Annotated in this window: 19 protein-coding genes; 18 read left to right on the top strand and 1 reads right to left on the bottom strand. The window is 52.1% G+C overall.

Translation table 11 applies throughout. The annotated features are described in order from the left end of the window. Both ACI3UA_RS03910 and ACI3UA_RS03915 read left to right on the top strand, forming a co-directional pair. On the top strand, positions 1-384 hold a 384-nt coding region (locus tag ACI3UA_RS03910; protein ID WP_439723521.1), incomplete at its 5' end, for a DALR domain-containing protein. A 12-nt stretch (positions 385-396) separates the two neighbouring features. Next, the gene (locus ACI3UA_RS03915) at positions 397-909 is read left to right on the top strand and encodes a Mini-ribonuclease 3 (protein WP_439723522.1); all 513 of its coding nucleotides are present in this window, start codon (positions 397-399) and stop codon (positions 907-909) included. Between the two features lie 142 nt (positions 910-1051). On the opposite strand, the gene ACI3UA_RS03920 is transcribed toward ACI3UA_RS03915, so the two are convergent. After that, a complete protein-coding gene (locus ACI3UA_RS03920) occupies positions 1052-1726 on the bottom strand; it encodes a nitroreductase family protein (protein ID WP_439723523.1) in 675 nt (224 codons plus the stop codon). A 207-nt stretch (positions 1727-1933) separates the two neighbouring features. On the opposite strand from ACI3UA_RS03920, the gene thyX reads away from it, so the two are divergent. From thyX to ACI3UA_RS04000, 16 genes are all read left to right on the top strand, one after another. After that, positions 1934-2623 carry an FAD-dependent thymidylate synthase gene (gene thyX / locus ACI3UA_RS03925; protein ID WP_439723524.1) on the top strand — a complete coding sequence of 230 codons (690 nt, stop codon included), beginning with the start codon at positions 1934-1936 and terminating at the stop codon, positions 2621-2623. A gap of 131 nt (positions 2624-2754) precedes the next feature. Then, positions 2755-3531: a 23S rRNA (guanosine(2251)-2'-O)-methyltransferase RlmB gene (gene rlmB, locus ACI3UA_RS03930; protein ID WP_439723537.1), complete on the top strand. Its 777-nt coding sequence runs from the start codon at positions 2755-2757 to the stop codon at positions 3529-3531. A 164-nt stretch (positions 3532-3695) separates the two neighbouring features. Then, a complete protein-coding gene (locus ACI3UA_RS03935) occupies positions 3696-4226 on the top strand; it encodes an NYN domain-containing protein (RefSeq protein ID WP_439723525.1) in 531 nt (176 codons plus the stop codon). A gap of 155 nt (positions 4227-4381) precedes the next feature. Beyond that, positions 4382-5137, top strand: coding sequence for an RNA polymerase sporulation sigma factor SigH (gene sigH, locus ACI3UA_RS03940; protein ID WP_439723526.1), 756 nt, complete (start codon positions 4382-4384; stop codon positions 5135-5137). Positions 5138-5767: 630 nt separating this feature from the next. Continuing rightward, positions 5768-6121 carry an NADH-quinone oxidoreductase subunit A gene (locus tag ACI3UA_RS03945; protein ID WP_439723527.1) on the top strand — a complete coding sequence of 118 codons (354 nt, stop codon included), beginning with the start codon at positions 5768-5770 and terminating at the stop codon, positions 6119-6121. Continuing rightward, a complete protein-coding gene (locus ACI3UA_RS03950) occupies positions 6112-6681 on the top strand; it encodes an NADH-quinone oxidoreductase subunit B (RefSeq protein WP_439723528.1) in 570 nt (189 codons plus the stop codon). The genes ACI3UA_RS03945 and ACI3UA_RS03950 overlap by 10 nt, the downstream gene beginning before the upstream one ends. 1 nt (position 6682) lies before the next feature. Continuing rightward, positions 6683-7183 carry an NADH-quinone oxidoreductase subunit C gene (locus tag ACI3UA_RS03955; protein ID WP_439723529.1) on the top strand — a complete coding sequence of 167 codons (501 nt, stop codon included), beginning with the start codon at positions 6683-6685 and terminating at the stop codon, positions 7181-7183. After that, entirely contained in the window at positions 7156-8253 is a 1098-nt protein-coding gene (locus ACI3UA_RS03960) for an NADH-quinone oxidoreductase subunit D (RefSeq protein ID WP_439723530.1), read from the top strand. Before ACI3UA_RS03955 ends, ACI3UA_RS03960 begins: the two co-directional genes overlap by 28 nt. A 70-nt stretch (positions 8254-8323) precedes the next feature. After that, entirely contained in the window at positions 8324-9316 is a 993-nt protein-coding gene (nuoH, locus tag ACI3UA_RS03965; RefSeq protein WP_439723538.1) for an NADH-quinone oxidoreductase subunit NuoH, read from the top strand. Between the two features lie 15 nt (positions 9317-9331). After that, positions 9332-9739, top strand: coding sequence for a 4Fe-4S dicluster domain-containing protein (locus ACI3UA_RS03970; RefSeq protein WP_439723531.1), 408 nt, complete (start codon positions 9332-9334; stop codon positions 9737-9739). Then, complete coding sequence (locus ACI3UA_RS03975; protein ID WP_439723532.1) at positions 9732-10238, top strand: NADH-quinone oxidoreductase subunit J family protein; 507 nt, start codon at positions 9732-9734, stop codon at positions 10236-10238. Before ACI3UA_RS03970 ends, ACI3UA_RS03975 begins: the two co-directional genes overlap by 8 nt. Continuing rightward, on the top strand, positions 10235-10546 hold the full coding sequence (gene nuoK, locus ACI3UA_RS03980; protein WP_439723533.1) for an NADH-quinone oxidoreductase subunit NuoK: 312 nt from the start codon (positions 10235-10237) through the stop codon (positions 10544-10546). The genes ACI3UA_RS03975 and nuoK overlap by 4 nt, the downstream gene beginning before the upstream one ends. 11 nt (positions 10547-10557) lie before the next feature. Beyond that, a complete protein-coding gene (gene nuoL / locus ACI3UA_RS03985; protein ID WP_439723534.1) occupies positions 10558-12468 on the top strand; it encodes an NADH-quinone oxidoreductase subunit L in 1911 nt (636 codons plus the stop codon). Next, on the top strand, positions 12468-14000 hold the full coding sequence (locus ACI3UA_RS03990; protein WP_439723539.1) for a complex I subunit 4 family protein: 1533 nt from the start codon (positions 12468-12470) through the stop codon (positions 13998-14000). The genes nuoL and ACI3UA_RS03990 overlap by 1 nt, the downstream gene beginning before the upstream one ends. Further along, positions 14000-15460 carry an NADH-quinone oxidoreductase subunit N gene (locus tag ACI3UA_RS03995; protein WP_439723535.1) on the top strand — a complete coding sequence of 487 codons (1461 nt, stop codon included), beginning with the start codon at positions 14000-14002 and terminating at the stop codon, positions 15458-15460. The genes ACI3UA_RS03990 and ACI3UA_RS03995 overlap by 1 nt, the downstream gene beginning before the upstream one ends. A gap of 414 nt (positions 15461-15874) precedes the next feature. Continuing rightward, positions 15875-17081, top strand: a 1207-nt coding sequence (locus tag ACI3UA_RS04000; protein WP_439723536.1) for an RNA-binding domain-containing protein, incomplete at its 3' end; no start/stop codon positions are given.

Here is a 17081-nt window from a genome sequence, read left to right on the forward strand (position 1 = left end):
GACTTCTATGAGGCAATGGATGATGATTTCAACACCGCTCTTGCCATCGGCTATATGTTTACGCTGGCCAAGGAAATCAACACCTATGTCAATAGCGTGGTCAATAAGGGCGCTGACTTTGATGCAGTGCATTTTGGCAGGCTGATGGAAGTGTACAGCGAAATGGCTGATGTCATCGGCATCTTCGAGGGAAGCCTTGACATGCCGGAGGCCGGGGATGAAAATGGCATTTCTGCCGAGGAAATCGAGGCCCTGATCGCGGAGCGCGCCGAGGCAAAGAAGGCGAAGAACTGGGCACGGGCTGATGAAATCCGTGACAGCCTGAAGGCGCAGGGCATTATCCTTGAGGATTCTGCGGCAGGCACCAAGTGGAAAAAGGCATGAGGCAGAGCTGTTATGACTTTTGAGCATTTTCGGAAGCTGGTAGACATGATGTTTGTGCCGGATGGGGCAGGCGGTGCCCTGCAGCGCTATCAGGAGGTTAATCCCCGCAGCCTGCATCCTCTGGTGCTGGCATATATCGGTGATGCCTACTTCCATCTCTTTGTGCGGGGGCGGCTCCTGTCCTATGAGCAGAACAAGGTGCAGGTGCTGAACCAGTTCAGCGCCCAGATGGTGTCGGCGGTGTGGCAGGACAAGGCCTATCACGCCATTGAGCCCATGCTGACGGAGGAGGAAATCGCCGTCTACAAGCGGGGGCGCAACTGCAAGAGCCGCGTGTCAAAAAGCGCGTCCGTGGCGCAGTATCATTCCAGCACCGGCTTCGAGGCGCTTCTGGGCACCCTGTATCTGCAGGAGAATAATGACCGCCTGTATGAGATTGCCGAGGCGGCATTTCAGATGATTTCCAAAGCCATGATGGAAGAGGTGGCGGCAAAAGCATCGGCAAAGACGCCTGACGGGGTATAGCAGGGATAGCTGGCAGGGTAGCGGCAAAGGCCCCGGAGGGCAGATAAGAACAAAAGGTTATTTACGCAAAAAGCAGGATGGATATTCTCGGGGCGATAGCCGCCGGAATACATCATCCTGCTTTTGTGATTGGCCTGTTTACTTATTGCCAGTGAAAATTCTCCCTGCCGGCACCGGCCTCAAAATGGTATTTGACGATGCCCAGGCCAATTTTGGACAGGGGACTGCTGTCTGTGGCTTCAATGGAAGCGGTATCATCGTTTTGCTGTGTTATGAAGAAGTTCTGCTTGTTGTAGCCGGTAGGCGCCAGCAGGGCGGCCTGCAGGCCGTTCCGGAACCAGGTGCAGGCAGTATCGGGGGCATTGGTAAGCTTGTCGGCAGGCTTTGATTTATGCGGCTTGCCGGCTGTTATGCCATAGCCGATGGCGATAACGCTGAGGATGTTCTCATCGGCCTCTTTTTGGACATGACAGCCGTCCTTGTTGAAGGATGAGGCTGTCCAGCAGGAATTCAGACCCAGCCGCTGTGCCTTTATCATGAGGCGCGCACCATAATAGCCGCAGGCCTCATAGCAGTCATCCTGCTTTCTGCCTATCAGGGCGATATAGTTGTCAGCGTTTTTGAAGCGGCTGAAAAAAGGCAGCAGGCTTTTGAAGGCGCCGGTGTCATTGGTAATCAGCTGGATGTGCAGGCCGCTTTCCTGATTGCAGGCCTCTATTTCTTTTTCCAGCTCCGTGATGATGGACGGCTCGATTGGCCTGTCTGTAAATTTCCTGACGGCATGCCGCAGGGAAATGGCTTCAATTTCTGTAAGCATATTTTTTTCTCCTGATATCTGTTTATATTTATTTGTAGCTTTGCGCTACTATAATATCATAGCACTGCTGTCAAGGCGTTGCTGTCACAGCATGGCACTGCGGCCGGAGATTGCCGCCATGGCGGGGCTGATATAGAATCGCTGGTAATACAGGGGAAAATATAGTACAATTAGGGTTCAGATAAATGAATTTCGGGAGGTTTTCAGATGATAAAGGTGAAATTACTGGAGCATACACCCCATCCGGAGCGGGTGGTGGCCATGGCGGCAAGGCTCTGTTATTCAGCGTCGGGGGCTGAAGAGCTGGCGGAAAAAATGAGCGATGCGCAGGTGGAAAAGCTGGTGGCAAAAATCGTGCAGATGGGGCATGCCTCCACTATGGAGCATGTGAGCTTTACCTTTGGCATTGAGGGGGTATCACGGGTGCTTACCCATCAGCTGGTGCGCCATCGCCTGGCTTCCTACAGCCAGCAGTCCCAGCGGTATGTGGCAGAGCACGATTTCGAGTACATCCTGCCGCCTTCCATCGGGGAAAAGCCGGAGGCAAGGGAGAAATTTGAGGCCCTGATGCGGCAGATACGGAGCACTTATGATGAGCTGGCCGCCATGGGGGTGCCTCGTGAGGATGCCCGTTATGTGCTGGCCAACGCTACGGAAACAAAAATCGTTGTGACCATGAATGCCCGCTCCCTGATGCACTTTTTCAACCTGCGGTGCTGTAACCGGGCCCAGTGGGAAATCCGGGAGCTGGCCTACAAGATGCTGGAACAGGCAAAGGCAGTGGCACCGCTGCTGTTCAAAAATGCCGGGGCCTCCTGCGTGGCAACAGGCCACTGCCCTGAGGGGGCTATGACCTGCGGCAAATTCGGCGAGATGATAAAGATGCGGGTTGAGTAAAAGACAGAATTGTGATGATGCCATTGTGAGGTTTATAGATGAAAAATACAGGATTTGAGAAGACAAATGACCTTGCCGGAGGCGGCAGGGGGCGGGGCCGGGGCAAAGGCGAGCAACGGCCGGTGAAGCGCATGCCGCGGGACAAGGGGCCGGCGGATGCGCCGGAGCTGCCGGAGGATCTGGTGGCCGGCAGGAACGCCGTCATGGAGGTGCTGAAGGGCAATAGGAGCGTGAACAGGCTGCTGGTGGCCAATGGCTCTGCTGAGGGCTCCATGCGCGAGATTATCGCTGTCGCCAGGGAAAAGGGCATCAACATTCAGTTTTATGACCGCAGCAAGCTGGATGCCATGGCGCCGGGCATACGCCATCAGGGGGTGCTGGCACAGGTGCCGCCGGTGCAGTATGCGGAGCTGGAGGATATCCTGCAGCTTGCCAGGGACAGGAACGAGCCGCCCTTTATCGTGCTGCTGGATGAGCTGGAGGACCCGCACAATCTGGGGGCAATTCTCCGCACCGCAGATGCGGCGGGGGTGCATGGTGTACTGATACCGAAGCACAGGAGCTGCCCGCTGTCCGCCACTGTGGCCAAGACCTCCGCGGGAGCCGTGGAGCATGTGCCCGTGGCCAGGGTCGGCAACATGGTACAGACCATCAAGAGGCTGAAAAAGGAAGGCCTGTGGGTGGCTGCGGCGGATATGGACGGTACGGACTATTATGATACTGACCTGACAGGCTCCCTGCTGCTGGTAATCGGCAGTGAGGGTCAGGGCGTGGGCAGGCTCATCAAGGAGCAGTGCGATTTTGTGGTGCGCATTCCTATGGTGGGGAAAATCAATTCCCTCAACGCCTCTGTTGCCGGTTCCATCCTTATGTATGAGGCCATGAAGCAGCGTATGGGCAATAAATAAGGGCATTGCTTTAACTGGGGATATTTTGTCATGCTGGCAGATACACGGGGGCCGTCGGCATGTACGCAAAGAAAATGCCATCCCGCAAGCGGGAGCGGGTTTTCGTGAGTACGGCCGACTGTCCCGGGAGAATATATATAATTGTCCCTCGGGAGAATATGAAAATGAAAAAGAAATCAAGAGAGCATTACATCGTGGATGGCTACAATGTCATCAATTCATGGCCGGAGCTGATTGCCCTGCGCGGTGACCTGTCCGAAGCCAGGGACAGGCTGGTGCATATACTGGCGGAGTACGGCGCCTACGAAAAATACAATATGACCGTGGTCTTTGATGCGCTGTTTACCGCAGAGGAAGAGCATGTGGAACAGGTAAATCAGCATCTGGAGGTCGTCTATACGGGCCAGGGAGAAACCGCGGACAGCTATATAGAGAGGCTGGCCTACGATTCTGTCCGCAAGGGGCGCGAAGTGCATGTAGTGACCTCTGACGGGGCGGAGCAGTCGGTGATTCTGGGGGCAGGCGCCTATCGCCATCCCTCCAAGGAGTTCTATCGTCTGGTGAAGAAAACCAAGAAGGAAATCAGGGACAGGTATCTGGGCAAGGTGGTCCTGCCTGTTTCCCGCAACGAGATTGCCTCCCGTGTGGATGCGGCAACGCTGGCCAAGCTGGATGCCCTGCGCAAGGGCAGATAGATGTCGGGACAGTTTTGCGCTTTATCTGATTAAAATCAACTCAATTGTACTGTATTGACTTGACGCATGGCGCTTTTAGGCGGTATAATCAAGTTTAGATTATTGGAATTCCGGCAAGGGTTCAATAATTCAGCAATTTATGGAGGAAATGGCGCATGGAAAGAGGCTTGATAAGTGAAGAGGAAGCAGAGAAGCTGTTTGGCAGCCTCACCGATGAAGAAGTCATCTCGCAGATTAAGGACAATGAAGATGATGCGGCCATGTATTACCTGATAAGCAAGTACAGGAGCTTTGTCAGGGCGAAGGCCAGGTCATATTTCCTCATAGGCGCTGACAGGGAGGATATTATTCAGGAAGGCATGATAGGCCTGTACAAATCCATCCGTGATTTCCGCACGGACAAGCAGGCGTCCTTCAGAGCCTTTGCGGAGCTGTGCGTGACGCGGCAGATTATCACCGCCATCAAGACGGCGACCAGGCAGAAGCACATACCGCTGAATTCCTATATTTCATTAAATAAGCCTATTTATGATGAAGAATCGGATCGCACCCTGCTGGATATTCTCTCCGGCATCAAGGTGACGGACCCGGAGGAGCTGGTAATCAGCCGGGAGGAATTCATCGATATTGAGGCGAAGATGTCGGATATCCTCAGTGACCTGGAGTGGAAGGTACTCATGTATTACCTTGACGGCAAGTCCTATCAGGAGATTGCCGTGGATCTGCACCGGCATATCAAGTCCATCGACAACGCGCTGCAGAGGGTGAAGCGCAAACTGGAGAAGTACATGGAGTCCACTGGTAACGAGGTGGATATCGCTACCATTTACAAAGGACTTACAAGTATGAAGCGCAAGGAAAGCGGCATGTTCGGCCTGAATCTGGATGAGGGCTATGTTGGTGAGTCGTGATTGGCATGATTGATGCGGTCGGCTGTGCCAAAACAGCATAATACAGTAAATATAGCGAATAGAGCTTTAAGCGGAGATAAGGACAGGGTGGCTGTCCTTATTTTTTTGTAAATTTCAATAAATTTTTTTGTTAATTCTGACAGTTTACTATAAACCGATAGTATTTTAAAATAATGCAAATTAATAGTATAATACACGAGTGCGTATGTCTATTGCAGGTGAAATATTTTGGCTTACAGCCTGGATAATGAAACACAAACAATAAAAACTACTACAAATAAAGAAGTATAAATGAGAATAAATATTGACTTTTAGAGGTAATGAGTATATTATGAATTAATGAGGTTTATGTATTTCTTTACAAACGATACTTTATCTTTATGAACGATTAAATGCCGTTACACGGGCCGTAAAATTTGCGGTGAAATACAGCGATGGCAGCTGATTGGGGCTGATAGCGGATGCTTGAAGTTGATTGAAGTTGTTTGCGGCTGATTGCAACTGCCTGTAGCTGATGGCAGGGAATAGTATATTTTGCTCTTGTGCAGTGTGTTGCTGTCCGCAGGGGATGTGCTGATGCACTGCATTGAAATATATAGCATCATTTATTTTTAGATAGGGGGAGTTTTTATGGATGGATTTGCCAGTCTGGGAATCATGTTTGTCCTGGCATTTGCCTTTCCGGTTTTTCCGCTGATTGTAGCGCCAATCCTGCAGCCGCGGCAGCCTACCGCAGAAAAGCGGATACCATACGAATGCGGCGTTGATACTATAGGTAAAACAAAAGTGCGCTTTCACATAGGCTATTTTATGTATGCGCTGGTTTTCCTGCTTTTTGACGTGGAAACAATTTTCCTGTATCCATGGGCGGTGAAATACGGGCAGCTGGGGCTGTTTGCCCTGTGCGAAATGCTGGTGTTCGTGGGAATTCTTGCCATCGGCCTGTGGTATGCCTGGAAGAAGGGAGCCTTGTCATGGAAATAGTAGATATTGTGCCGCCTGAGCTGAAAAATAACGTAATTGTCACCAGCGTGGATGCCCTGTTCAAGTGGGGCAGGGCCAACTCCATCTGGCCACTGTCCTCCGGCCTTGCCTGCTGTTCCATCGAGATGATGTGCGCGGCGGCGGCCCGGTTTGACCTGTCCCGCTTTGGCTATGAGGTTTTCCGCTCCTGTCCCCGCCAGTCGGATTTGTTGATTGTGGCAGGAACCCTGACCTGGAAGATGACGCCGCCCCTCATCCGTCTGTATGAGGAAATGCCAAATCCAAAGTACGTGATTGCCATGGGCAACTGCAATATCGGCGGTGGCCCTTTTGCTGACTCTTATTCGGTGGTTACGGGCCTTGACCAGATCATGCCGGTGGATGTGTACCTGCCGGGCTGTCCGCCGCGGCCGGAGGCACTGATTGATGCCATGCTGAAGCTGAAAAAGCGCATCCAGCATCCGGAACTGGCCCTGGGCTCCGAGGACAGGATGGCAAAGAGCAGGAGCAATCTGGAACTGATGACCAGAAGAAGTGCGGAGCCGGAGAAGGTGGAGTAAAATGGGAACTTATTTGGAACTAAATTATTTGGAAGATTTGCAGGGGGAGTTTCCCTCCATAGAGTTTGCGGCAGATCAGCCGGAGCCTCACATCTACGTGGCGGCCGGGGAGCTTCTGCCCCTGATGCGCCGCCTGCGGGAAGGGGCAGCTTTTTCCTTTGACCGCATGGGGAATATTACCGCCGTTGACTACAAAGAGTATATCGAGATGGTCTATATGCTGTACTCAAGAGGCTTTGATAAATGGGTGACGGTGAAGTGCCGCCTGGACAGGGAAAAGCCTGTGGCGGAGTCCATGACCCAGGTGTGGCCGGGGACGGAGTTCGAGGAACGGGAAATCTATGACCTGATGGGCGTGGAATTCCTGCATCATCCTGACCTGCGGCGGATTCTCATGCCGGATAACTACACTGCGCATCCTCTGCGCAAGGATTTTGTTCCGCTGCAGCCGAAGATTGAAGGGGGGGTGCTGACATGGCACAGACAGAAAAGTTCGTCCTGAACATGGGACCACAGCATCCTAGTACCCATGGCGTTCTGCAGGTACAGGTGGAGCTGGATGGTGAGAATATTGTGGGGGCAAAGCCCGTGATGGGCTACCTGCACAGGGGCATTGAGAAGCTGATGGAGTCAAGGACATATCAGCAGTGCGTGCCCTTTACGGACAGGCTGGATTATGTGTCCGCCATGAACAACAACCTGGGCTTCTGCATGGCGGTGGAAAAGCTGGCGGGCATCGAGGTGCCGGAGCGCGCCTGGTATATCCGCACCATCTGCTGTGAGCTGAACCGTATTGCCAGCCATCATGTCTTTATCGGTTCATTGACTAACGATCTGGGTTCGGCAACGGGCATGATTTACGCTTTCCGGGACAGGGAGAAAATCCTTGACTTGTTTAATATTATCTGCGGTGCCCGCATGACCTGCCACTATATCCGCATTGGCGGCGTGGCGGCTGATGCCCAGGCTGAGTTCTTCCAAAAGACGGAGGAATTTGTCAATTATGTGCCGGAAATGCTGGACGAGTACGACAGGCTCTTTACGGGCAACGAGATTTTCCAGCGGCGCATGCAGGGGACTTCCATCATCAGCAAGGATGATGCCCTGCGCTTCGGCATGTCCGGGCCAAATATCCGCGCCAGCGGCATCCCTTATGACATCAGGAAGCTGGACAAGTACGGCATTTACGGCAAGCTGGAGTTTGACATTCCTACCGGCGAAACCGGCGATAACTGGGACAGGTATATGATTCGCATCCGGGAGATTGAGGAGAGCGCGAAGATTATCCGCCAGTGCCTTGACAATATGCCGGAGGGGGCCATCAAGGGCAAGGTGCCGAAGGTGCTGAAGCCGCCTAAGGGGGATGCCTACCAGCGGGTGGAGAATACCCGCGGGGAGCTGGGCTTCTACATCGTCAGCGATGGCACCGCCAAGCCGTACCGGGTGCATATCCGTCGTCCGTCCTTCATTAATTTGCAGGCTCTGGACCACATGTGCAGGGGCATGGTGCTGGCTGACTCTGTTACCGCTTTTGCTACGATTGACCCGCTGATGGGCGAGGTTGACTGTTGATTTTGATAGGCAGGTGGAAAATTTGCATAACGGAATATTATACCTTGCAGGGGAGCGCCTCAAGGAGCTGATGCTGCCTGTCATCGGCAGTGAGCTGGTCGTCAACCTGATTATGACGCTGATTTGCATTGTCATCCTGTTTTTGCTGGTGGCGACTTCCGCCCTGGTGTTCACGCTGGGAGAGCGGAAGGTCTGCGCCTGGATTCAGGTGCGCATCGGCCCTAACAGGGTAGGCCCCTGGGGGCTTTTGCAGTCAACGGCTGACATGCTGAAGCTGTTGACGAAGGAGGACATTATTCCTCACGGCATTGACCGCTGGCTGTGGGTGCTGTCACCTATTCTGATTTTTATCCCGGCAGCCATGGTTTATGCCCTGTACCCTTTTGATGATGGCGTGATTTTTGCCGATGTGAATATCGGCTTGTTTCTTTTGATAGCGATTTCCTCCCAGTCGGTGCTGCCCTTCCTCATGGGCGGCTATGCCTCCAACAGCAAGTATGCCATGCTGGGGGGCATGCGCACCGTGGCACAGATGCTTTCCTACGAGGTGCCGATGGTCATTTCCCTGATGGGCATTATCATGATTACCGGTTCCCTGAAGATGAGTGCCATTGTGGAGGCCCAGAGCGAAATATGGTTTATTTTCCTGCAGCCGATTGCCTTTTTTATCTTCATGGTGACGGCTCTGGTGGAGGGCAATCGTCCGCCCTTCAACATGGTGGAGGGCGAGTCGGAGATTATTGCCGGGCCTTTTACGGAGTACACCGGCATGCGCTGGGCGCTGTTCTTCCTGGCTGAGTTTGCCAATCTGCTGTCCATGGGCATTCTGACTGCCACCCTGTTCCTGGGGGGCTGGCAGGGGCCGGATTTCCTGCCGACGCAGCTGTGGTTCTGGATTAAGGCATTTCTGATGGTGCTGGTTTACCAGTGGATTGGCTGGACCTTTCCGAGAACCCGCATGGATACCATTTTGAGCTTCGGGTGGAAGGTGCTGCTGCCGCTGGCGCTTCTGAACCTTCTGCTGACCGGCTTTGGCATCTACATCTTTAAATGGTTGTTGTGATAGGGGGCTTCAAGTATGTGGGGCGAAGGACTTGTGAAGGGACTGAGGGTTACCTGGCGCCATTTCTTTGGCAAAAAGGAAACCGTCTATTATCCCGAGGAAAAGCTGCCGATGACTGAACGCTTCCGCGGCGGTCATCTGGTGCTGGATGTGGAAAAATGCAAGGCATGTACCATCTGTGCCGTCAACTGCCCGAATGGGGCATTGAAGCTGAAGGTGGAGGTTGACGAGGAAAAGAAACGTCATATTGCCGCCTATGTGCATGATATCGGGCGGTGCATGTACTGTGACTTGTGCCTTGAGGGGTGCAATTTTGGGGCACTGGAATGGGACAGGAACTATGAGGGTGCCAGCTATTTTAAGGAAGACTTTATCTACGATGCGGTAGAGGAAGCGAAGAACAGGAGGCACAAGGATGAATGAATTGATTAGTTCGGCCGTGTTCTGTGTGCTGTCCCTGGTGATTATCGGCACTGCCCTGGGGGTGGTGATGAGCAGAAATCTCGTGCATAGCGCACTTCTGATGACGGCCTGCTTTATCGGCGTGGGTATTCTTTACATTACCCTGGAGGCTGATTTCCTGGGGGCGGTGGAGTTCATGACCTACTCCGGCGGCGTAGCTGTGCTGATTGTCATGGGTGTCATGCTGACGCACAAGGGGGAGGGAGTTCCCTCCAATCCCTTTAACGGCAGGCAGTTTTTGGCGGCTCTGCTGGCGGTGATTTTTGCGGCGGTGATGGGACTGGTGACTGTTTTTGTGCAGATGCCGCCTGCTGCCGGTTTTGTATCGGCAGACACGGTGGGCGATTTGGCGGATATGATGCTGAATACGTACATCCTGCCTTTTGAGATTGCGGCTGTCCTGCTGCTGGCTGCCCTTCTGGGCGCGATTGTTCTGGCGAAGGGAGATGGCGAGGCATGAGTATCGGTCTGACACATTATCTGCTGCTGGCTGCGGTGCTGTTTGCCATCGGCATGTTTGGCGTCCTGTCCAAGCGCAATATTATCGCAATTCTCATGGGCATTGAGCTGATGCTGAATGCTGTGAATATCAATCTGATTGCTTTCAACAGGTTTATGCCTGTACAGGATTTGTCCGGGCAGCTGATGGCACTGTTTGCCATTGCTGTGGGAGTGGCCGAGGTGGCGGTGGGTATCGCCCTGGCCTTCCGGATTTATCATGACAGGGAAACCATCAATGTTGACGAGCTGAATCGTATGAAGGGATAGGGGGAGCTTGAATGTTTAATGAATTTGCACTTGAACACGCGTGGCTGATTCCCCTGCTGCCGGTAATGGCCTTTGTGGTGATTGGCATGGTTACGCGCTCCTATGGCAAGCTGTCCGCGGCTATTGCCGTGAGTGCGAGCATCGTCAGCTTCCTGCTGGCGGTGGGCGTGACGCTGGCCGTGGTGTCCGGCAATATTACTGTTGATGCACCGTTTATCCAGAAGGTTTCCTGGTTCCATATCGGCAGTGTCAATATCTCCATGGGTGTGCTGATTGACCCGCTGACAGCCATGATGCTGATGGTGGTGACGACGGTGTCCCTTCTGGTACAGATTTATTCCTGCGGCTACATGGAGGGAGATGCGGGATATGGCAGGTTCTTTGCCTTCCTGTCCCTGTTTGCAGGCTCCATGCTGGGGCTGGTCATTGCGGTTAATTTTCTCCAGATGTACTTTTTCTGGGAGCTGGTGGGGTTGTGCTCCTATCTGCTGATCGGTTTTTATTATTACAAGATTTCGGCCCGCGAGGCGGCCAAGAAGGCCTTTATGACTACCCGTGTGGGTGACTTCGGCCTGCTTCTGGGCATCTTGCTTTTGCAGCTGACCTTTGGCACGCTGGATTTTCAGGAGCTGCAGGCGGTGGTGCCTGCCTATGTGGTGCAGTGCGGTACCGGCTTTCTGACGGTGATTGCCCTGCTGCTCTTTGTGGGGCCGATAGGCAAGTCAGGCCAGTTCCCGCTCCATGTGTGGCTGCCTGATGCCATGGAGGGCCCTACGCCTGTGTCCGCCCTCATTCATGCGGCAACCATGGTAGTGGCCGGTGTGTATCTGGTGGGCCGTGCCATGTTCCTCTTTATGGAGGTGCCGCTGGTGATGAATGTTATTGCCTGGGTGGGCGGCTTTACGGCGATTTTTGCCGCCAGCATTGCCATTACCCAGCGGCAGATTAAGCGGATTCTCGCTTATTCTACGGTCAGTCAGCTGGGCTACATGATGCTGGCCCTGGGCGTCGGTTCCCTGACCTCATCCTTCTTCCATCTGATGACCCACGCCTTCTTCAAGGCGATGCTGTTCCTCAGCGCCGGTGCGGTGATGCACGCCATGGCTGACGAGGCAGATATTTTCAGGATGGGTGGTCTTAGGAAGAAGATGCCTGTGACCTTTGCAGCTATGACTATCGGCGTGCTGGCTATTGCCGGTATTCCGCCTTTTGCCGGGTTCTTCTCCAAGGATGAGATTCTGGCGGCGGCCGCTGCGGTCAGCACCCCTCTGTACGTGCTGGCGGTGGTGACTGCCTTCATGACGGCATTCTACATGGCGCGGCTGCTGTTTGTGACCTTTATGGGTGAGCCGGCCAGTCAGGAGGCTTATGACCATGCCCATGAGGTGGGCTGGTTCATGCGGGTGCCTTTGCTGGTGCTGGCGGCGCTGTCCGTGGTCAGCGGCCTGTGGGGGCATATCTTTGGCTTCGGGGAGTGGGTGCGCTTCGGCGCGGCTTCCCACGAGGGCATTGACTGGATGATTGCAGGCTCTTCCACGGTGCTGGCTGTGCTGGCTATCGGCCTTGCCTGGAGAATTTATGTGGCGAGGAGCTGGGATGCGGAGGCGATTGCCGCCAGATGCGGCGTTCTGTATCAGCTCAGCTTCCACAAGTTCTATATTGATGAGATTTATGCCGCTTTGATTAAGGTATTTGTAGACGGTATTGCCAAGGTGCTGTACTGGATTGATATTTATATCGTTGACGGGATTGTCAACGGGCTGGGCGGCATTGTGCGGCTTGCCAGCGACTGGCTCAGCCCGGCGGAGAACGGGCAGGCCCAGAGCTATGCGGGGGTGTATCTCTGCGGCGTGATTATTCTGCTGGCTTATGGTGTTTATTATGCAGCTAAGATAATGGCTATGCTGGGAGGTGCGTTTTGATGGATAATTTTCCATTATTGACAGCGGTTTTGCTGGCACCGCTATCGGCTGCCCTGCTGCTTTGCTTCGTGTCCGCGAAATCCGTGCAGTCGGTGCGTGTAATCTGCGCCGCTGCCATGAGCTTTGCCCTGGTGCTGACGGTGTATGCGTTCTTTAGCTACGATATGGCTACCGGGGGCATGCAGTTTGTGGAGGATGTGCCGTGGATAAGGGACCTGGGGGTGCATTATGCCCTGGGCGTGGATGGCATTTCCCTGCCGATGCTGCTCCTGACGGAGCTTATCGGCCTTGCGGCGGTGTTCAGCTCCTGGAGCATTACGGAGAGGCCGAAGGAGTTTTATATCCTTCTGATGATTCTGATTGCCGGTGTGACCGGTACCTTTATCGCCAGGGATTTGTTTATTTTCCTGCTGTGCTATGAGGTAGTGGTTATTCCGATTTACATCATGGTTATCATCTGGGGTTCTACCAAGCGCGTCAGCAAGGAATATGCCGGCATGAAGCTGACTATTTACCTGCTGATGGGCTCCGCCTTTATGCTGGTGGGCGTGGTGGCGCTGTACCTGACGGCTTTCCCGGAGGGGGCACGCACCTTTGATATGCAGGCGCTGGCAGCAGCTGCTGCCGCTGGCTGTTTCAGCGAGGAATTTCAGATTTTTGCTTTTTTCCTCCTGCTTTTGGGCTTTGGCTCCCTGCTGTCCATGTTCCCGTTCCACAGCTGGTCGCCGGATGGTTATGCCGGTGCACCTACGGCGGTTTCCATGATACATGCCGGTGTGCTGAAGAAAATCGGCGGCTACGGCCTCATCCGCCTGGGGCTTCTGGTGCTTCCTCTGGGAGCCAAGTTCTGGGCACCGCTGATTGCCGGGCTGGCGATTGTCAATGTGATGTATGCGGCCTATATTGCGCTGGCACAGCATGATTTGAAGTATGTAATCGGTTATTCTTCGGTTTCCCACATGGGCTATGTGCTGCTGGGCTTTGCCGCCCTCAACGTGGTGTCCGTCAGCGGCGCAGTGGCAAACATGGTGGCGCACGGCGTCATGAGCGCGCTGTTCTTTGCCATGATTGGCTATGTGTATGAGCGCACCCACATGAGGAGCGTGAAGGAGCTCAGGGGTCTGGCGCATCAGATGCCGCGAGTGGCGGCCGGCTTTATGCTGGCTGGCATGGCATCCCTGGGCCTGCCGGGCCTGATTGGCTTCATGCCTGAGTTTACGATTTTTGTTGGTTCCTTCGGGGTATATCCTGTGCTGGCGGTGCTGGCGATTTCCGGCATCATCTTTACGGCGCTCTATACCCTGCGCATGCTGGCGAAGGTGCTCTTTGGCCCTCGCGACAGCCGTTTTGATTATTTTGAGGATGCCAGTGGCGTTGCTATGATGCCGCTGATTATCCTGGGGATTGCCCTGGTGGGCTTCGGTATTTTCCCGCAGCTTCTCATGGGCATGGTAGGCTCCGGTACAGAGCAGCTTATGCCGCTGTTGGAACGCATCACTGATGCACCGGTATTTTTAGGGGGTGTCAGATAATGAATTTTGCAGCGATTAGTACAGAGATTTTTATTCTGTGCATGGGGCTTTTTGCCATTGTCATGGATTTGGTGCTGCCTGAGAAGGAATCCCGTAAATCTATCGGCGGCGTGCTGATTTTTGCCCTGACCGGCTGGTTCCTGTATATGTTTACCCTCTATCACGGGGCGTTAAATCCGCTGGAAGCAGCTTCCATGCCAGCTATGACGGACAGGTTTTTCTATCAGGGGATGTATCTGGTGGATAATTATGCCCTGTTTTTCAAGCAGCTGTTTATTCTGGCAACGGTATTTACCATGCTGTTTGCCAGTGATTATGTGCAGGCCGTGCTTCGCTACAGGGGCGAGTTCTACGCCCTTTTGCTGCTGGCACTTCTGGGCATGTGCGTGCTGGCCTCTGCTACTGATTTTCTGACGGCTTTTCTCGGGCTGGAGCTCATGACTATTTCCTTCTACGTGTTGACAGGGGCGAGGATGAGTTCCAAGGATTCCAGCGAGGCGGCCGTCAAGTACCTGATTGTAGGCTCTGTTTCCACAGCGGTGATGCTTTACGGCATCAGCCTTGTGTACGGTGCTACCGGCAGTATCCAGTTCTTTGAGGTCTGCCGCAATCCGCACCTGTTCTTCCCGCTGGGGATTGCAGGCATCACCATGGTGCTGATTGGCTTTTTCTTCAAGCTGTCGGTAATTCCGTTCCACATGTGGGCGCCGGATGTGTATCAGGGGGCGCCGACACCGATTACGGCAATGCTGGCAATGGGGTCCAAGGCGGCCGGGCTGGCGGCCCTGATGCGGGTGCTGTTTGTGGCGTTCCCGCTGCTGGGGATTTACTGGCTGCCGCTTTTGGCGGTGCTGTGCGCCCTGTGCATGATTTTCGGCAACATCATGGCTATGCGCCAGAAGGATGTTAAGCGCATGCTGGCGTATTCATCCATCGCCCAGGCAGGCTACATGCTGGTAGGTGTTGTGGCTGCGGATGCCGCAGGCATGAAGGCTGTCATGTTCTATGCCATGCTGTATGTGTTTGCCAATGTGGGGGCCTTTGCGGCTTTGTCCGTAGTGGAGGCGCAGAAGGGCGATACCAGCCATCGCGCCCTGTACGGCCTTGCCCGGTCGGCTCCTGTGCTGGCGGCAGTCATGACTGTTTCCCTGCTGTCCATGGCGGGCATTCCGCCGACGGCAGGCTTTGCAGGCAAGCTGTACCTGTTTACCTCGGTGGTAGATCAGGGCTTTTTGTGGCTGGCCTTTGTGGGTTTCGTCATGTCCATGATTTCGGTGTATTACTATCTGCTGGTGGCAAAGGCCATGTTCCTGGGCAGGTGGGACGGCAGCAAGCTGGAAATCTCCGGTGCTGTCCGGGCCGCCGTGGTGCTGAGCGTGCTGGCTACGATTGTTGTGGGCGTGTGGCCTGAAAAGCTGGCAGAGGTTACCAATCTGGCGGCGAATACGTTTTTGCAGTAATTTCAGTTTTCCGTAGTGCTTATTTGTTGCTGTGGCAATAATCTGGGCTATACGGGTAAACTGAAACAGGGGAGTGGGAGGCTGACGAGGTCTGTCACTGCCAACCGTTGTATTAAATATGTTTTTTAAGGTTCTCCCTCTTGTTGTATAATAAGGGGGAGATTTTTTTTGCAGGAGGCAGTTGCTTAACAAGGATAGGCTGTAAAACCATGTGTTAATCATTGCTTGAAAACGGGCTTATTGTGAATGGAGATGGATTCAGATGAAAAATGGGGTGAAAAAATTTAAAAGTTTCTTGGGTGTTTCTGTGATTAGGAAAAATGTCGGTTTGAATGTCGGTTATATTGAGATAATGCCGCTAAAATGGTATACTGCTGATAGGCATTAGTAAACTTGAGAAAGAGGATACCATATATGAGTCAGTATATAGAATCTGAAAAAGTTGAATTAAAAGTAAAATATTCGGATACGATATGCAAGGAAATAGTATCATTTTTGAATGCTGATGGTGGGCAGATTATCGTAGGAGTTGATGATTTTGGTAATGTTGTTGGTGTTGATAAAATTGATGAAACATTGAAAAGGATATCTGATGTTATTACTATGCAGATAGAGCCTAATCCTCAGGAAGAAATTAGAACAGAGCTTAAATTTGATTCTGGAAAGACACTCATAGTGTTAATCATTTCCAAGGGGATAAGGAATATTTATTGTCAGAAAAAATATGGTTTTTCTTCAAGTGGATGTGTAATTCGAATTGGTACTACCTGTAAGGAAATGACTGCGGAGCAGATTCGTATTCGTTATGAGAAGAATTTCTACGATGAAGAATACATGATAAAGAAAAGAGCATCTTGCACAGACCTTTCGTTTAGAGAGTTGAAGATATATTATTCTGAAAAAGGATTTCATGTTGATGATACGTCTATAGAGGCTAATTTCAATCTACGCAATAAAGCTGGAGAATACAATCTTCTAGCAGAGCTTTTGGCTGATAAAAATAATATCCCATTTATTTTTGTGAAATTTAATGGTGTCGATAAAACAGCTATATCCGAGAGGAACGACTATGGGTATGGATGCATTTTGTCAGTTTATGAAAAAATAAAAGCAAGACTGTCGGCAGAAAATATATGTATTTCGGATACTACGGTCAGACCAAGACAGGATAGATATCTTTTTGATTATGATGCTGTGAATGAGGCAGTGTTAAATGCTTTGGTTCATAATGATTGGACGATTACAGAACCACAAATATCTGTCTTTAGTGATCGTATGGAAATATTGTCGCATGGCGGTCTTCCACATGGAATGACAATAGAAGATTTCTATGAAGGTATTAGTCATCCAAGAAATTCTACATTGATGAGGATTTTTTTGAATATGGGGTTAACGGAACATACAGGTCATGGTGTTCCAACTATTATAAAAAAATACGGTAAGGAAGTATTTGAAATTACGGATAATTATGTAAAATGCAAAGTTCCTTTTGATAAAAAAGTCTTGGAAGTAAGCAACAAAAATGTCGGTTTGAATGTCGGTTTAAATGTCGGTTTAAATGTCGGCTTAAATAAAACGGAAAAAGCTGTTTTAGTATTGTTAATTGAAGATTCGAATAGAA

The sequence above is a fragment of the Anaerovibrio sp. genome (assembly GCF_051866355.1).
GTDB lineage: Bacteria > Bacillota > Negativicutes > Selenomonadales > Selenomonadaceae > Anaerovibrio.

Coding starts and splice junctions, on each gene's coding strand:
- ACI3UA_RS03915 (WP_439723522.1), top strand. CDS start 397: ATGACTTTTGAGCATTTTCGGAAGCTGGTAGACATGATGTTTGTGCCG.
- ACI3UA_RS03920 (WP_439723523.1), bottom strand. CDS start 1,726: ATGCTTACAGAAATTGAAGCCATTTCCCTGCGGCATGCCGTCAGGAAA.
- thyX (WP_439723524.1), top strand. CDS start 1,934: ATGATAAAGGTGAAATTACTGGAGCATACACCCCATCCGGAGCGGGTG.
- rlmB (WP_439723537.1), top strand. CDS start 2,755: ATGCCGCGGGACAAGGGGCCGGCGGATGCGCCGGAGCTGCCGGAGGAT.
- ACI3UA_RS03935 (WP_439723525.1), top strand. CDS start 3,696: ATGAAAAAGAAATCAAGAGAGCATTACATCGTGGATGGCTACAATGTC.
- sigH (WP_439723526.1), top strand. CDS start 4,382: ATGGAAAGAGGCTTGATAAGTGAAGAGGAAGCAGAGAAGCTGTTTGGC.
- ACI3UA_RS03945 (WP_439723527.1), top strand. CDS start 5,768: ATGGATGGATTTGCCAGTCTGGGAATCATGTTTGTCCTGGCATTTGCC.
- ACI3UA_RS03950 (WP_439723528.1), top strand. CDS start 6,112: ATGGAAATAGTAGATATTGTGCCGCCTGAGCTGAAAAATAACGTAATT.
- ACI3UA_RS03955 (WP_439723529.1), top strand. CDS start 6,683: ATGGGAACTTATTTGGAACTAAATTATTTGGAAGATTTGCAGGGGGAG.
- ACI3UA_RS03960 (WP_439723530.1), top strand. CDS start 7,156: ATGGCACAGACAGAAAAGTTCGTCCTGAACATGGGACCACAGCATCCT.
- nuoH (WP_439723538.1), top strand. CDS start 8,324: ATGCTGCCTGTCATCGGCAGTGAGCTGGTCGTCAACCTGATTATGACG.
- ACI3UA_RS03970 (WP_439723531.1), top strand. CDS start 9,332: ATGTGGGGCGAAGGACTTGTGAAGGGACTGAGGGTTACCTGGCGCCAT.
- ACI3UA_RS03975 (WP_439723532.1), top strand. CDS start 9,732: ATGAATGAATTGATTAGTTCGGCCGTGTTCTGTGTGCTGTCCCTGGTG.
- nuoK (WP_439723533.1), top strand. CDS start 10,235: ATGAGTATCGGTCTGACACATTATCTGCTGCTGGCTGCGGTGCTGTTT.
- nuoL (WP_439723534.1), top strand. CDS start 10,558: ATGTTTAATGAATTTGCACTTGAACACGCGTGGCTGATTCCCCTGCTG.
- ACI3UA_RS03990 (WP_439723539.1), top strand. CDS start 12,468: ATGGATAATTTTCCATTATTGACAGCGGTTTTGCTGGCACCGCTATCG.
- ACI3UA_RS03995 (WP_439723535.1), top strand. CDS start 14,000: ATGAATTTTGCAGCGATTAGTACAGAGATTTTTATTCTGTGCATGGGG.